The following is a 16,420-nucleotide window of genomic DNA, read 5'->3' on the forward strand; positions in this document are numbered from 1 at the left end:
AAAACCGCCTGTCGGCAGGAATCTATATCCTATCGGCAGGCGGTGATGGTATGTGAGTGTTTCTCTTACAGGGTATCGAGCGAAAGACCTTCTTTGGGCAGTTTCTTATAACTCTTGCCGTTGATGGTGATGTCGGTCGAATTGTTGGCCTTGAAGATGTGACCAGTGGTTTGAACATGAATGTCGTTGAGTGTCACACCTTTCGTATGGTTGACTACGATACCTTCTTTCACGTTGTTTACTTCAAGATCGCGGATGTTGATATTGCTAACTGGCATCTCTGGCAGACCGTTGAAATAGGCTGCACGGCGAGCAGTGCGACAGATGACATGCTGGATGTCGATATTGCGGAAGCATGGCGTGGTTTCGTCAACCTTGAATACAGGCACACTCTGCTGCTTCTTCTCGTCGCCATCGGTTAATGCTTCAACGGCAGACTTGCCACCATAATAGAGGTCGAAGGTGATGACGTCGGTCTGAATGTCGAACATAGACATGTCGCGGATATAGATGTTTTCAACCACACCGCCACGACCACGGGTGCTCTTGAAGCGCAGACCTACATCGGTGCCGAGGAACTGGCAGTCGCTGACCATGATGTTTTTCACACCACCGCTCATCTCGCTACCTACTACGAAACCGCCATGACCCTTGAATACGGTGCATCCGCTGACGATAACATTCTCACAAGGAATGCCACGCTTGCGACCATCGGCATCCTTTCCGCTCTTGATGCAGATACCATCATCGCCTACGTCGAAGGTGGAATTGACAATCAAAGCATTCTTGCAAGATTCCAAATCAAGGCCATCGCCGTTTTGTGCATACGATGGGTTGCGTACCAATACATCTTCGATGAGTACATTCTCGCACATCAACGGATGGATATTCCAGGCAGGAGAGTTCTGGAAGGTGACACCTTTCAACCATACATTCTTGCAGCTCACCAGGCTAATCATCACAGGACGAAGGAAACGCTTCATAGCATTCCATTCGGCTTCGCTCGATGGAGTGGCTGGCACGTTCATATTGGCATTGTTGTCAGCATTGAGTGCACCTTCGGTAGGAAACCAATAGTCGGCACGCTTGAAAGCGCCACCACGTGAGGTAATGGCTTTCCACTGGGCTTCGGTCACCTTTTGTTTCTTCAAAGGACGCCAGAACTCACCATTTCCATCAATGGCACCTTGACCGGTAATAGCTACATTGGTGAGGTTGTTGCCTGAAATAGGCGACTGGCAACGACGGGTGTCAAGGCCTTCAAATGAAGTATGGATAAGAGGATAGAGGGCATCGTCTGGTGAGAAAAGGATGATGGCTCCTTTCTCCAAATGGAGGTTGATGTTACTTTTCAGTACGATAGGACCGGTAAACCATACGCCCTGAGGTACAGTCAGACGACCGCCGCCTTTAGCAGAGAGTGCTTCGATGGCTTTGCGGAAGGCATCGGTACAGAGTGAAGAACCGTCGCCAACAGCACCGAAATCGCGGAGGTTGACCTCATTATCAGGAAATTGTGGACGTGTCACCTTATTCATCTCGAAGGGGAGATTGGTGTACAGTTCGTCGTAGTTGTCGCCACAAGCGGCATTGGCACCCATGCTCATAAGGCAGGCGGCAACAATGGCAAATAGTTTTCTCATGTTTATAATCTGTTGTTTAGTAGATGGGTATTGTTGTTTCGTGTGCAAATTTAGCGACTATTTATCACAATACAAAATATTCGGGCGGAAAAGTCGTTAATTACCTGCATATCTCACGAAAGTGTTTGACGCTTGTTTCTTGTTGTTTGGACTTTGCTATCGCACATGAAAATGGAGATTCTTGATGTCTTTTGTCCTTCGGGATGCGTTCGGGATGCGTTCGGGATGCACTTGGGATGCACTTGGAAAGAGTTCGGCACCTAACCATTTGCAGAACTATGGAGTTCTTTTTTAGCATGCCTCAAATCCGCAACAAAGTCCTTCAACGTCCTTCTTGCGTCTAAACGTCCTCTCATTACTGAATTATCAGATAAATTGAGGTAGAAATATCTACTGCAGCCCTCAATGTCCTCTTATCCCACAATAGTGGAAATCCCATATTATTTCACTATTATGAATGACTATAATAATTCTTGAATAAACTCACATATAAAAAATATAAACCTATAACAATAAGTGGAATAGACAATATTTGTCCCATATCAAGGAACATGTTGTGTTCAAAATCTACTTGTACTTCTTTCAGAAATTCCACAAAAAATCGGAAAGTAAAAATAGTAGAAATACAGTATCCAAAATAAAAACCAGTACCCATGTTCTTAAAAGTTGTCTTTCGGTATAAAATGAAGCCAAAAACTAAAACACAACCATAAAACAAGGCTTCGTACAATTGTGCCGGATGACGGGGAACCATATCCACACGCTCGAAGATGAAGGCCCAGGGTACATCAGTAGGACATCCTATAATCTCAGAATTCATTAAATTACCGAACCTAATCATCATAGCACAAAAAGGCGCAGCAAATGCAACCATATCAAGTACAAAAAGGGGAGAAAACTTATTTATTTTACAATACAAACATAGAGCTAATACTAAACCTATAACACCTCCATGCGATGCGAGACCTGCATACCCAGTATAAATCCAATCTCCAGCTGGGAGGATTTTAAAAGGAATAAAAATTTCCAAAAAATGAGGCCAACTACTTAAGAAATAAGATGCATCATAGAAAATACAATGACCAATACGTGCACCGGCTAACACACCTACAAAGCAAAAATAAAACAGTTGTTCTACCAATAATTTTTCCTTTTGATACTTATTTATTTTATTGACAATAATTGAAGAACCAAGCAGTCCTACAACCCATAGTAATCCATACCAACGTATAGTAACACCCCAAATTGAAAATATTTCTAAAGAAGGATTCCAATGAATATAGTCCATTTTCACTAGTGTCTCTTAAAATTGTTAAAACTCAAAATTAAATATCTTATGCACAACGTTTTAGCCCTGCGATACCCTGTCCGGGTTTTGAAATCAACTTTCTCTAGCTTTATTCCACATGGTAGGGTTATTACTTCCCTCATTTTGTTTGGAAATGCAACTTCGTAGTGATTCCCGATTAAGGATATGTCAGTTGTAAAAAGAGGTACTTCCGAATTTTTCTTTTCTTTTGATATAATAGAAAGAAGATAACAATTATATGATGGTTGGTCAGGACCAGGGTTCTCGTTCTTGTAAGTATTGTATCTATAGTACATATACCAAAACAAAAGAATATAACCATTGCTGATTCTCTTCTTGAGGTGATCCGCTTGGGATTCAAAATCAGAAATACCGTGAAATAATTTTGAAATGATTTGCTCTGTAAATCAGTATTTTACAGAGTTAAATATATTAAAGCGTTGCAAGAATGTGGTGCAATATTTTGGTTTGGTGGTGCAAAATGACTACCTTTGCACCACATTTTAAACACGCTTTAATAATAAAATAGGTATGAAAGGACTTACAATAGTAAAGAGGACAAGCAAACAGGAAGGAACCATAAGGCTCCGTTTCCGTTTGCGCGATGGAAGAGGTGTTGACCTGTATCATAAGAGTGAAATCGACGCAGACCTTAAAGATCTGGATAAGTTTACAGATACTGGTGAACTTAAACCCCGTGTGAGTGTATATAACAAGCAACTGAAACTTGATATAGATACGGAAATAGATGCAATGGAGACTGCTTACCGGCAGTTGTGTGAGGCAAAGGACAAGACTCGAATAACTGCAGAGGATTTTGAAGAGGCAATAACCAGTGTACTGCATCCTCAGAAAAATATGAAGGCTCTGACCGAACTAACGTTTATTGACAGATTCTCTAAGTATATCGAAGATGGCTTAAGGGATGGCAATTTCGGAGAAGGACGACAAAAGCACTATAAGGTGTCGTTAGGTGAACTGACCAGATTTCTTACTATCCAGCATAGATTGAAAGTAACCCCATCAGAATTTGATGCTGATGATTTGATGGATTTCCGCCAGTTCTTGTTTGATGAATACAAATACGTGGACAAGCATAAGAGCCTGTATGATATGGTTAAGCCAAGAAATATACCCACAGAACGCCGTGACCAAAATACGGTTGCCACAAAGATGAAGAAGATCCAGGCATTTTTCAATGAGCTGATAGAGAAAGGTGAATTGAGTGTTTCGCCATTCATCTATTTGGGAAAGAATAAGAAACGGACTATGATGCGGGAGTCTTATGATCCGCCAATATTCCTGCTGCAAGATGAATTCCAGAAAGTGAGAGATACAGAGGTTCCAGAGTCATTACAGGAAACAAAGGACGCTTTTGTCCTGCAATGTGCTTTTGGTTGTCGTATCAGCGAGTTCAAGCGGTTGACGATGGATAATATCGCAGTTTCTGACGACGGCATTATGTATGTTCATTATCTGCCAGAGAAGACTTTGAGAGAGAACGTTGGACGCCAGGAGATTCAGACTCCAGTAATGCGCTTTGCCTATGACATCATTATGAAGTACAAGTTCAACTTCCACATATTGAAATATGTCAGTGGGAAGAGTGGTTATAACGTGAAGATCAAGGAACTGATGAAACAATGTGGTATTGATAGGAAGTGTGCTGTCTTTGATGATGAACTTGGAAACAACAAGTACCTTCCCCTTTACGATTTGGCAAGTAGTAAGACCTGTCGCAAAACTCATGTGGATATTCTGACAAAGGCTCAGATCAACATGTATGCAGCGGGTCTTCATAGAAAAGGTAGTGATGCTGTGAACCATTACACATCAATGGGCCTGAAAGACCGCTTTGTGCTGATGTGCTATGCATACAAGCAGCCAGCATATTATACCAACAAGGATTTTGAAATAGTAAAGAAGCAAAATGGCAAAAGACAAGTTAGATGAGTTCTATGAGAACTTGGATAGAGAATACGGGAAGTCGAATACAGACAAGAATGTCGATTATGTAATGTCTTTGATCAAGCAGCGTTTGCTGCCAGGTGGGACTGTTGATGACAATATTTCTGTTCCCTCATTGCAATCCGTAGCAGAGGTCATGGTAATTATGACAGAGAGACCCAACCTGACCTTTGAGGAGTTTTGTGAGAAAGACCGAAGTCATAAACGAGTAATAGAGTACTTGTTTATTCGTGCCAGAAATCACTATGACGAGGTGGAAGGACTCATTAAGCAACTATTAGGGAAATCCTTTAAGGGACTTACGCCGAAGATAGTCTTCGCATTTCTTAAAATCTGGAGGCAGTTCAATTCGGAGTATAAGCCGTCATCTTTCATGAAAGTGGTTCTCTTCCCTGAGAAGGCCAAGGAAATTATTGACACACTTCATTTCCTTATTAATGGAGAGATAGGAAAGAATGCTGCAACTGTCATGTTCGTTGCACGTGATGAGGGCTTAATAAGCAGTTGTAAGTATGAGGATATAAAGGACGAGTTCCCTTCTATCCACCAAAAGGCCTACAACAAAGAACTCTCACAGTTAGATATGGGTGAACGTGAAACCTTTTTCCGGCCTACAAGAACTGCATTAAGAACAAGGATTGGCTACACCAAGAATGAAGATGGTCGTATAGAATTTATCGGAACCTCTTTATCACCTCTTAATATGCTGTATCAGATTTGGCGTTGGGTATTGTCGTTATTCTAATAGACCCATCAGTTTTATTCTATCATAAGGTCTGTAATCTCATGGTTACAGGCCTTTTTTAGTACCATTTTCGTTAAATTCGCTTAACAGTAGTAGCTTTTGGTAGTCGGCTACCGCGAGCTACTCAAAATACTTCAAGGGTATTTCAAAAAGTCGTACCTTCGCATCGTGAAATCGCTGCAAGCCTCATTGCAGAGGATGGATCCCAGCGGGTGCGAGGTCAATGTCTGGCCGTGAGGATCGCTAAAAGAACCTGCTCATTATAAAATATGAAGTCTATTTCAATGTTAGACTCTGCACAGTCGAATACTGTGGTCATAACAACTGTTGATGTCCTAAAGTCAGCCTTCCTCGAATGGGCTGATGAAATGATTCAGGCCCAGAAGAAAGCCAATGAAGACGTGATGATCGACGAGGCTATAGTGATTCATCGTCTGCGTAAGAGCAGAGCAACACTTTGGCGTTGGAATGTCAGTGGTTATCTTCCTTGCTATAAGTTGGGAGGCAAGAACCAATATAAGTTGTCTGATGTGGAACGTATAGAGAAGGGGGTGAAATGATGAGCATCTATGACTACATGAACCATTTCTGGTTCGAGAATGAGAATGATCCATGCTCTCTGAGTGAGGGCGTTCTCTACTTCTATCTGCTGTATGAAGCCAACCGTCAGCACTGGGTAAAGCCCTTCAAGGTCAGCACCCAGATGCTGGTGGCACGGCTAAACACTTCAAAGCAGAACGTAATGAAGGCAAGGGAAGGGCTAAAAAAGAGAGGGCTGATTGACTATTCCAAAGGAGAAGGCAAAGGGAAACCGGCTTTGTACACGCTCAATCTTTCGGATGAGCAGCCGTTACAGTTGCCCCAACCGATGACCCAACCTTTGACCGGATCGTTGGCTTGTAAGTTGCCACAATCGTTGCCCCATTCCAATAATAAAGAAGAAAATAATCAAAAAGAAGGGAAAGAAGGAAAGCATTCTCCTTCGTCCAACTCAAAAGTTGTGTTGTCTCTTTCTGAACTTAGGGGAAAGCTGCTGAATGATGATTCCTGGCTCCGTGAATTATCAGAGCGACTTGCCAAGAATAAGATTATTCTCAACGGTGAAGAACTAAAAGACAAAGTCGGTGAGTTCTTCTCAGAGCAGGAACTTAAGGGCTGTAAGGGAAAAGAAGAGACCGACTGTCGCGATTATGTTTTTAACTGGATTAATTACAAATACAAGAACAATTATGGAAATGAATCAAAGTGCAATGGCCAAATTAGCACAATTAAGATCGAAGCTAATAGGCCGGAAGACTACACCGGGTTTTGCTAAGTTCCCGATGTCAATAGAGGAAGCTGCTCTTTGCATTAAAACAGCTTACCAAATAGAGGTTGAAAAGCGTGGAAACACTTTTGCCGATAGCGATGAACTGCAAGACCAGATTTTGCAGATAGCAAGGCTCTTTACAGAACCTACGACCAAATTTGGCCTTCTGTTGTGTGGTGGTGTGGGTAACGGCAAGAGTACAATGATGTATGCCTTGCAGAACCTAATCAGAAGTCTTGAAATACCTTTTAATGGTAATACGACTATTGGTACCTACGGGATGAGAATTGAGAGTGCTAAGTTCATCTATAACCAAGTGAAAGTTGACTCTAAAGAATACAGACAAATACAAGAGACCAACATGCTGGGAATTGACGATCTTGGCGAAGAGGAACCAACTTTCATCGACTATGGCAATCGCGTTACTCCCGTGATTGACTTGCTGTCATATCGATATTGTAGGATGCTCTTCACTATGGTCACCACAAATCTCACGCCAGCCCAACTGCGGATTCTCTACGGCATAAGAATCGCAGATCGCATTAATGAGATGATGCTCATCATTCCATATGCTAATCCTTCATTCAGAACTCCGATGCCGGATGACGCAGATGCAAAAAAACAGTAATTATGTAAAACTGCAATTATACAAATATGAATTTCTGTAATTCTGCATCATTATGGTACTGGCCGTTATGGGGGCTATGCTGCCCCTATACCCCCTTCCACGCAACAGAGTTGCGATTGTCTATCGCGTTGCGAGGTTTCTACCTTCATCCCGTCACAACAGCCGTTCTGCGCCTTACACCGTGCGCAGCCCGACTGTTCCCAACGGGAATCAGGTAGCACACTAAGGGTTATGCCAACCCTTGTGTGCCAGAGTGACCTCTCTGGACTCCGCTCAGGCTCTGCCTAAGTACCGCGAGGGGAGCGGCTTCTCCCCTTCGAGCCCTACCGCTGGAGTGACCCTCCCCAGACCCCCGCTCAGGACTTTCAGCCCTAAGAACCCGACCAAGGAGAACATTCTCCCTGGACTCTCTCGTCAGAAGGACTGCCACCATGGCATCTTCTGAATTATTGTAAATCTGAATTATATAATTTCTAATTTTATACAATTATGAAAACATCAATACATATATGCGCTGCCAAGTATGGTGCCGAAAAGCACAACAGGCGCGAAAAGGAAATGAAGCACGTTCATTCCGAGTATTCACATCTTAACAAGAGCTGGGAAGCTGACGACTTCAAGTCGGTAGCCGATGAGATCCGCAAAGCCAAGGAACGCTATTCCAGCCATCACTTCTGTCGCAAAGCAAAACTTGATAAGAATGGCAAACAATTGACAATGCCTGCTTACGACAAAAGGACGGGCAACCCAATCGTTGACCCAAGAACTGGACATCAGAAGGTCGTGCCTGAATGGGAACTTGACTTGTCGAAGCCTAAGAAAATGCCGAAGAACTCAGAGCCTATCCGAGAAGGTGTAGCCGTAATCACAGAGGCTACAACGATGGAGCAGATGAAGACTCTGGCTAATCAGATTGAGCAACGTTGGGGCATCAAGACGAAAGCTATCTATGCTCACCTTGACGAAGGACATGAGCATCTTGTTACAGACAAGGATCATCAGCAAGGAAAGTATCTCGATTCTGCAGAAGGTTCGACAATCTTTCTATGGAACCACCATGCTCACTATGTTTTCGATTGGACAGACCATGAGACTGGCCAGTGCATCAATCTAAACCGTCATGATATGTCGGAACTTCAGGACATGTTGGCCAACGCCCTCAAAATGGAACGTGGCAAGAAAAGTGACAAGAAATGGCGTGATGCTCATACTTTCAAGGCTGAGCAGGAAGTTATACGCGCCAAGGAGGTTGCAGAATATACGGAACGTAAGAAAGAAGAATCGAGGCAGATCCAGAAGAAAATTGAGGCTGGTAACAGCAAGTTAACCAAACTTCAGGAAGCCATCGACGAATTGCTTTCTGCAACGAGTGTCCCTGAGGAAGAGCTGGATGCGGTGCCATTTGCTGATATGACATTCTCCTTCCAAGGTTCAAAGGAGCCGTTGACCGTTAAAGACCTTATTGACATGACATTGTCACGACTTGACAGGGAAATCAGGACACCCATTCCTATGTTGAAGCGTGAAGAATGGCAAAAGGAACGCAATGCCAGGGCTAAAGAGATTGTAACCACTCTTCAGAGCCAGTTACTCAGCGTATCGAAACTGCACAAGAAGAAAATCAATGATGTCGGCAAAAAGATGTATCTCGATGTCAAACAGAAAATAGCCTTAGCTGTTGAGACAGACAAGGAGAATATGGCTTTGAGACAGCGTATCTCGGAACTTGATGAAAGAGCAGTGGCCCGTGAGAAAAGAAGAGCGGATGCCGCAGAACAGAAAGCACAGGAGCAGACCATGAGAGGTAATCGTGAAGAGAAGAGAGCCAATGAGGCAGAAAGCCGTCTTTCTGATATAGAACGTTTCATTCGTTTGTCAGGTGCATCAGAGGCATACGATCATTGGAACTTTCTCCATGATGTTGTCAAGAAAGCGGCTCAGGCTCTGGCAGATTGGGCCCATAGCACAGCATCTATCTTCAATCATGACGATGAACGCACTATTGGTCAGGGCATCATTGCCCAATGCCAAATTAATGGTCTTAATCCTTACCAAGAGTCTGATCGTATGAAGGCTGCAAGCAGTATCGCTGATATGGCGGATTCTATTGTTGGCAGTATCGGTAGGTTCCAGTGGGACATCGCTGTAACACGTATAGGTCAACTCGCGTCAGAAATGCGAATCTCAACAGGTGGTCAGTCTGTTGGTGGCAGTAATGGTAATGCTGACGAATTGACCAATTGGGATGGTAGCAAAAAACGAGGACTTGGCTTGTAAATACAAATTTAGGGAGGATGAGATTTCTATTTCTCCTCCCTTTTTGCCTTCTTTATGCTATTTTCTTCGATATTATTTGTTTTCTTGCAATATTTTCATTATATTTGCACACGAAACGCCTAAATATGATAGAATTCTACTAAAATGAAGGAATATACGCATTATAATCGCATCAAGTCTGTTTTGGCAGAGAAGAACAAAACAGGCACATGGCTCTCAGAACAGATGGGACGCAATCTGGGAACAGTATCACGATGGATGACTAACAAAGTACAACCGTCCGTCGAACAACTATACGACATAGCCAATCATCTCGAAGTGGATGTTAAAGATTTGTTGGTGTCATCAAAAGAATACAATAATAGAGTTAGTAAACAATGAATAGAAAGGGTAAAGATGATGAAACAAGAAGTTTGTACAAGTCATAATGTTGCGTTCTCATTTACACATACGCTATTATTTCGGTTAATTTTACTATTCTTATCACTATTTCAATTGAGTATTATTGTTACTACAAATGCTCAAACTCTAAACAGTTATAATTACTTTTGTATTTATAGTAGCAGCAGTCTTGATGCAGAAGGAATAGAAGATGTTGCTAGTTGCTTGATATCTGTAGGATTCAACAGAATTGACTTAGGGCAGGTTAACCAAATGCCCCCCAAAGAAAAAGCTCGTCTTTTGATTGTTGGAGTAAACAGAGAAGATAGTTATACAATTGTTTCTTTTGAAGACTTTTTGGGTACAGAAGTATATGGATTTAGTGTGAAGAATAGGAGTGCCTACAGAACCTCCAGAAAGAATATTATGGAGAAAATTAAGGACTTGCACTATAATTACGATCCCAGTTTAGTATCTCCTTTATATTATCCAGAGTTTACATTTTGGACTGATACCGAGTTCCAGGAGTATTATAAAGGAAAGGATTACTCTTCAATTGAAGGAATCTATAAGAACTATACTCCTTCCGATGATCAAAGCACTATAGCAATTATTGATGTAGATGGAAGATATTATGGCCTTGTTATTGATGCTTCATTTTATTCAACCGGTACAGAAACGGCCGTGGAAACCTTTTTTAGAGGTGCCGTTAGGTTGGAATTGAACGAGATAGAAAAGGATGTTTATGACATAACATATAATCTAGCAAAAGACAGAGAATGTAAATGGAGAATCCAGAAGAGTCTTGGTACATATAAAGATGGAATTCTGTCTTTTGATACCGGAAATGGAACAATTGATGGTAAATATGAATATCGTTTTATAAAGACATTCCCCAAAAAGGACATTAATGGATCAACAGTAATTGCTTCTACAACAGATTCTTCATTAAAAGGAACAGGCAGTGGATTTGTAATATCAGGTAATATTATTGCAACAAATTATCATGTCATTGAAAAAGCCAACAAAATAATGGTTGGGTTAAGTATAAATGGCACTCTTGAAGAATTTGAAGCAAAAGTTCTTGCTACTGATAAGAACAATGATATTGCATTAATCAATATAACAGATAAGAAATTCAAGCCATTCAAAACTGTGCCTTACAAAATACTTCCTAACACAATTGACGTGGGTACTTCTATCTTCACAATGGGCTATCCCTTGTCTCAGGTACTCGGCAATGAGGTGAAGATAACCGATGGATTAATTAGCTCCAAGACAGGATATGAAGGCGATATCGTTACATATCAGATATCTGCTCCTATCCAGCCAGGGAACAGTGGTGGCGCATTGTTTGACAAAAAGGGACATCTTGTTGGTATCACTAATGCGGGTATTACCTCCGCAGACAATATAGGTTATGCTATAAAAAGCTCATATCTTCTCAGCCTTATAGATTCTGCACCAATAAAGATATCTTTACCAAAAGGTAGTGACATGTCAAATAAAGAGTTACCTGCTATAGTAAAAATGTACTCGCCATACATTGCATTCATAAAGGTGTATTAATACAAGAATCTGATTTCTTACAAGAATTTGACAGGTTAGTAATTTAACAACAGATAATTCAAATATGCATATGGAAGAAGTAAATTGTAATGACAATTGGAGGAACTCCTCATATTGGGAGGAATTTCAAGTTAACAATCCTGAGAAAGCAACTGAAGTTATCGCTTTAGGAATTGATCCTGATACGTTATCTGATAAAGATGTGAAAGAAGTTATATTTGCCATAGAAATAGAAGCTAAGAAATTAAATTGCTCAATTTCTGATTTGAAAAAGAGATTTCTGAAAATGGCAAATTTCCCTGGTGTATATAAATTATCCCTATTATCCACTTATACTAAGAGGAGTGACTCAGAATCCGCTGAGTACAACATTCAAAAAGAGAACACGATAAATTCCTTGTATACGAAATGGCTCTTGGAATTGATTACTCAAGAAGAAAAAGAACGTCAGGCCTGGGACAAACCGATCACACAAGAAAACCCTACAACACTTCTTATGAAGTTTGCACTTGAGGGTGAAGATGAAATTCTACATCTTCAAAAGCTACATATCTATCACAATTGTTATCCAAGAGATCCATTTAGTACGACCTTTTTGTGGAATGTAGAAAAGAATTTCGACACAATAATTGAAAAGGGATTACAACCAATAATGGCCAATCCAAGTTTAAAGAATGACAAGGTAAAATTCAATTTGGCCATTGATATGCAACTGGATTTGATTGCTGATTCAATTAAAAATATGGAGAATCTTAATAACGTAATAGAAACATATAACAAGCAGTATATTAGTTTCTATGTTGAGCTTGATTTGGCATTAAAACGAGCAAGAGAAAAAAACAAATTATAGTATTTTTGAATCACGTGAGCAGTTTCAAAACTACAAAAGAAAGAAGAACAAGCACGTTCATGGATAAATGGCAAATAGATTTGGGATGCAAGTATAATGATATAACTCCCTTTTACAAACGAAGTTCTATATCATTATTGTTGGGAGCTGGATTCTCTGCTCCTATGGGATATCCTGTTGGTAATGATTTAAACAAACTGCTTTTAAATTTTGATGATAAGATAATTGATTTTTCCCCTTCGGGAGAATTGACTATCTCAACTAATGGACAAAAACCACTGTTTCAGATAGAAGGAATTCGTAATTTCCACCAAAGATGCTTTGAATTCTGTAAACGACTCATAAAGGAATATTATGTTGCACATGACAATATGTTTGATTATGAGCAATTTTACGACTTCATTACTATTAAGGATGAGGCAATACAGGAACGTTATCAAACGTTATGCATAGATCTTTTAGGAGAGCATGAAGACTACCTTAATATGTTATACAGCGTAGATCACATATACAATCAAATGGTTGCCTATTTACTAAAAGATAGAAATGGTAAAAATAGATATGATGATGAACCATTCAAGGTCAATTATGTTGAAGGCTACAATGGCTTTCTATCCTACCTTTCGAAAATGAGCAGTACTCATATCATTGATGTACACACCTTAAATCACGATATGCTATTCGAGTCATTTAATCATACAGGTTATATCAATGGTAATATTTCTGACGGATTTGATGAATTTGGCTCAGATTATTATGGTAAACTGTTGCACGATAACAGGACTTACCATTGTAGACTTGAAAGATATACGGGTAGGTATAACACGCCTATTCATTTATATAAACTCCATGGCAGTCTTGATTATGTGCGTTTCTATCGCAGAGATAAAAATGGTTTCATGACACCGGAAAAATATGTTAAGACAAGGTGGGGTATGGGAACTGGAGATATCATGAAAGGACGAAAATCTAAAATCGGATATGATTTATCTCCTTTTGAATATCATGCAGACTTTTTAACAGGAACCACTTCAAAGATACAACGTTACAATGAGCCGCTTTTATTCAGAAAACTTTTCAAAAAATTCAAGAACAATCTCCATAAAGCCGATATGTTGATAATTATCGGATATGGTTGTAAGGACGCTGGTATAAATGAGATGATAGAAGAGCATTTTGATTTCCATAATAAACCTGTTTTTATTGTTGACAAATATGCTGGCGAGGGTGTCGAGAAGTTTAAGAATATCGTCCACGCCCAACTTCATAGGATTGATATAGACAAAATTGACCCTTCACTTTTTTAATAATGACGATAACTATTATCAATATATGTTCACAGATAAGAAGAAAAGGAAATTTGTCCAATATAAAGGATGGTGTATTGATGATAACGGGGAGCCTATTAAAGACCCCTTAATGGAACTCAAGGGACCTACTTTACAAAGATATATTGATTATTATGCGTTTAATTTGATTGACAAAAAAGGGCATAAGATACTATCCAAATCGGTGTCATGGCTCGAATATGTCGTATCATATGACTTATATATTGTATCTGATTTCTTCAAGGACGATCTTTCTGATAAGAATAAAAGATTATCAAATGTTGTCACAAGGGAGGGTAAACTTTTGTCCACTGAATGGTTTGAAAACATAACCCCCTCGTATTGTGGATATCTTCGTATAGAACGAAATGGGAAATACAACCTACTTGACCAGCATGGGCATTTCCTACTCAAAAATGATGCAGAATTCGTATCTGATTATTTTGGAAACTATGCTTATTGTTGTCGTGACGGCATCTTGTCTATAGTATTTCCTGATGGCAGAGAGGAAACAGTCAGGACTCTTGAAGTATTTGATGAAAGTAGACATGGAAAAATTAAGAGCACCTGGAGAATTCTGTATCTTAAGGCTATATGCAGGAATACAAAAGACAAAAAAGAAGAATGGAATTACCTCGTGAATTATAAGAATGTCCTTTTTAAACAACATTACGACAAACTAAATGCATCTGGTATCCAAGGGCTCTATTTCGTTTGGAAAAATGGGGAGGCCAAATTAATAAACATGGCAGAGAATGTCTTAACTGATTATTCTTTCAAGCTTCCACCTTCTTCATATTTCGTATTTGGACATGCCATTATCGAAATAGAAGGGAAATATGGATTAATCAATTATTTAGGAAAAATCGTTTTTCATGGATATTCTTCTGTTCTGTGGGCACCTCAGGGAGGGAAACTATGGATGATGATTCTGTTTAGGAATAGCGCAGAGAGGCACTATTATCATGGACAAGGAGGGCCTTATATTCACTATGCCCATGAATTCCTAATAAACAATAGGATTGTATGTCTACTTGAAAAGGATAATATTTGGTATTATCCTGATTATGAGAATAATCTAGTAGAATTATTCGTGTGCGAACCAGAATCTATCGATGCAGGAAACAGTTTTTAGTAGGAGATTCTATCAAACGAGAAATAATTTGTAACTTTGCAAACGAAACGATAAAGATATAGGCTAATATGACAATAGAGGATGTAAATGTTATCATACAAGGTGATGAGACTCGCACGTTAGAAATGAAGAAAACAACGGGCGAGTTGAAGGATGGTATGCGTTCAGCTTGTGCCTTCCTCAATACTGATGGTGGCTGGCTGTTCTTTGGTATTGCCCCAACCACACTGAAGATACTGGGGCAGGAGGTGACTGATAACACGCGGAAGGAGATTGCTAGAGAGATTGCAAAACTGGAGCCATTGATAGACCTGCCTGTTGAATATATTGATGTGCCTGATCGTCCAGGCTATCAGATAATTGCAATCCATTTGAATGCCCCTTCTTATTGGGACGCGCCATTTACATACGACAATAAGCCCTATATGCGGATAGAAAGTACGACAGTGGTCATGCCTCGGGAAATCTTTGAAGACCGTCTGATGCGCAGCAAGTCTAATCGCTTTAAGTGGGAAGATCATATTTGCGAAGGCATCACCATCGCTGATTTGGAAGAACAGCGTATTCGTGGTGGTGTCCGGCTTGGCGTGGAACGTGGTAGGATGCCAGAATCGTCGCTAATGGAAACAACGGAGAGTCTTGTGGAGAAATTGAAACTTACCACAAATGGGAAACTGAAAAATGCAGCAGCAGTATTATTCCTCCGAGATACAAGTCAGTTCCCTCAGTTCTTGCTTCGTATGGCTCGCTTTCGAGGCAACGACAAGATGGAATTCATCGACAATCAAAGAGCGTACGGCAATTTCTTCACATTGCTTGATGCTGGTATGGCGTTCTTCTTCAAACACCTTTCTCTCAGTGGTAAGATAGTGGGCTTTACGAGAGAAGAGAAACTGGAGATTCCTGCCGAAGCGTTGCGTGAGGCTCTGACGAATGCCCTTTGTCACAGGATGTTCCATAATACAAGTAGTTCTGTCGGCATCGCTATCTATGATGATCGTGTAGAGATAGAGAATACTGGCCATTTGCCAGACGAATTGACTGTTGAGACCATCAAACAATCCCATCATTCATATCCTCAGAACCCGACTATTGCCGATGTGCTGTTTAAGACTACGTTCTTGGAAAACTGGGGTAGTGGCGTAAGTCGCATGGTTGATGCTTGTAAGAAAGCTAATCTTCCAGAACCAGAGTTCAATCAAAATGCTGCCTTCGTATGGGTTACGTTCAAACGCTCAACCATACAAGCATACAACCCCACAACCCCACAACCCCACA

The 16,420-nt window shown here is 40.5% G+C and carries 14 protein-coding genes; 12 read left to right on the plus strand and 2 right to left on the minus strand.

Annotated elements, in window-relative coordinates:
- Positions 1-65: 65 nt before the first annotated feature.
- Together CIK90_RS01300 and lgt are read right to left on the minus strand one after the other, a co-directional pair.
- Positions 66-1,643, minus strand: a complete 1,578-nt coding sequence (locus CIK90_RS01300) for a glycoside hydrolase family 28 protein (RefSeq protein WP_094464127.1) — start codon at positions 1,641-1,643, stop codon at positions 66-68.
- Positions 1,644-2,094: 451 nt separating this feature from the next.
- Positions 2,095-2,931 carry a prolipoprotein diacylglyceryl transferase gene (gene lgt, locus CIK90_RS01305; RefSeq protein ID WP_094439337.1) on the minus strand — a complete coding sequence of 279 codons (837 nt, stop codon included), beginning with the start codon at positions 2,929-2,931 and terminating at the stop codon, positions 2,095-2,097.
- Positions 2,932-3,483: 552 nt separating this feature from the next.
- Between lgt and CIK90_RS01310 the strand changes: the two genes are divergently transcribed.
- The 12 genes from CIK90_RS01310 to CIK90_RS01370 form a co-directional block, all read left to right on the plus strand.
- Positions 3,484-4,905 carry a phage integrase SAM-like domain-containing protein gene (locus CIK90_RS01310; RefSeq protein WP_094464128.1) on the plus strand — a complete coding sequence of 474 codons (1,422 nt, stop codon included), beginning with the start codon at positions 3,484-3,486 and terminating at the stop codon, positions 4,903-4,905.
- Positions 4,883-5,665, plus strand: coding sequence for a hypothetical protein (locus tag CIK90_RS01315; protein ID WP_094464129.1), 783 nt, complete (start codon positions 4,883-4,885; stop codon positions 5,663-5,665). Before CIK90_RS01310 ends, CIK90_RS01315 begins: the two co-directional genes overlap by 23 nt.
- A 269-nt stretch (positions 5,666-5,934) precedes the next feature.
- Positions 5,935-6,225 carry a hypothetical protein gene (locus CIK90_RS01320; protein ID WP_094464130.1) on the plus strand — a complete coding sequence of 97 codons (291 nt, stop codon included), beginning with the start codon at positions 5,935-5,937 and terminating at the stop codon, positions 6,223-6,225.
- Positions 6,222-6,980: a hypothetical protein gene (locus CIK90_RS01325; protein WP_094464131.1), complete on the plus strand. Its 759-nt coding sequence runs from the start codon at positions 6,222-6,224 to the stop codon at positions 6,978-6,980. The genes CIK90_RS01320 and CIK90_RS01325 overlap by 4 nt, the downstream gene beginning before the upstream one ends.
- Before the next feature lie 7 nt (positions 6,981-6,987).
- A complete protein-coding gene (locus tag CIK90_RS01330; protein WP_094464132.1) occupies positions 6,988-7,602 on the plus strand; it encodes a hypothetical protein in 615 nt (204 codons plus the stop codon).
- 489 nt (positions 7,603-8,091) lie between these two features.
- Positions 8,092-9,879 (plus strand): hypothetical protein, encoded by a 1,788-nt coding sequence (locus CIK90_RS01340; protein ID WP_094464134.1) that lies wholly within the window; start codon positions 8,092-8,094, stop codon positions 9,877-9,879.
- Between the two features lie 144 nt (positions 9,880-10,023).
- Positions 10,024-10,260: a helix-turn-helix domain-containing protein gene (locus tag CIK90_RS01345; protein WP_094464135.1), complete on the plus strand. Its 237-nt coding sequence runs from the start codon at positions 10,024-10,026 to the stop codon at positions 10,258-10,260.
- A 15-nt stretch (positions 10,261-10,275) separates the two neighbouring features.
- The gene (locus tag CIK90_RS01350; protein WP_094464136.1) at positions 10,276-11,829 is read left to right on the plus strand and encodes a S1C family serine protease; all 1,554 of its coding nucleotides are present in this window, start codon (positions 10,276-10,278) and stop codon (positions 11,827-11,829) included.
- Between the two features lie 70 nt (positions 11,830-11,899).
- On the plus strand, positions 11,900-12,679 hold the full coding sequence (locus CIK90_RS01355; RefSeq protein WP_094464137.1) for a hypothetical protein: 780 nt from the start codon (positions 11,900-11,902) through the stop codon (positions 12,677-12,679).
- 59 nt (positions 12,680-12,738) lie between these two features.
- Positions 12,739-13,986: a hypothetical protein gene (locus tag CIK90_RS01360; RefSeq protein ID WP_094464138.1), complete on the plus strand. Its 1,248-nt coding sequence runs from the start codon at positions 12,739-12,741 to the stop codon at positions 13,984-13,986.
- A gap of 25 nt (positions 13,987-14,011) precedes the next feature.
- A complete protein-coding gene (locus tag CIK90_RS01365; protein WP_094464139.1) occupies positions 14,012-15,142 on the plus strand; it encodes a hypothetical protein in 1,131 nt (376 codons plus the stop codon).
- 68 nt (positions 15,143-15,210) lie between these two features.
- Positions 15,211-16,420: ATP-binding protein (locus CIK90_RS01370; protein ID WP_094464140.1), on the plus strand; the 1,210-nt coding region annotated here is incomplete at its 3' end.

It is taken from the genome of Prevotella sp. P5-126, from assembly GCF_002251185.1.
Classification (GTDB): Bacteria; Bacteroidota; Bacteroidia; order Bacteroidales; family Bacteroidaceae; genus Prevotella.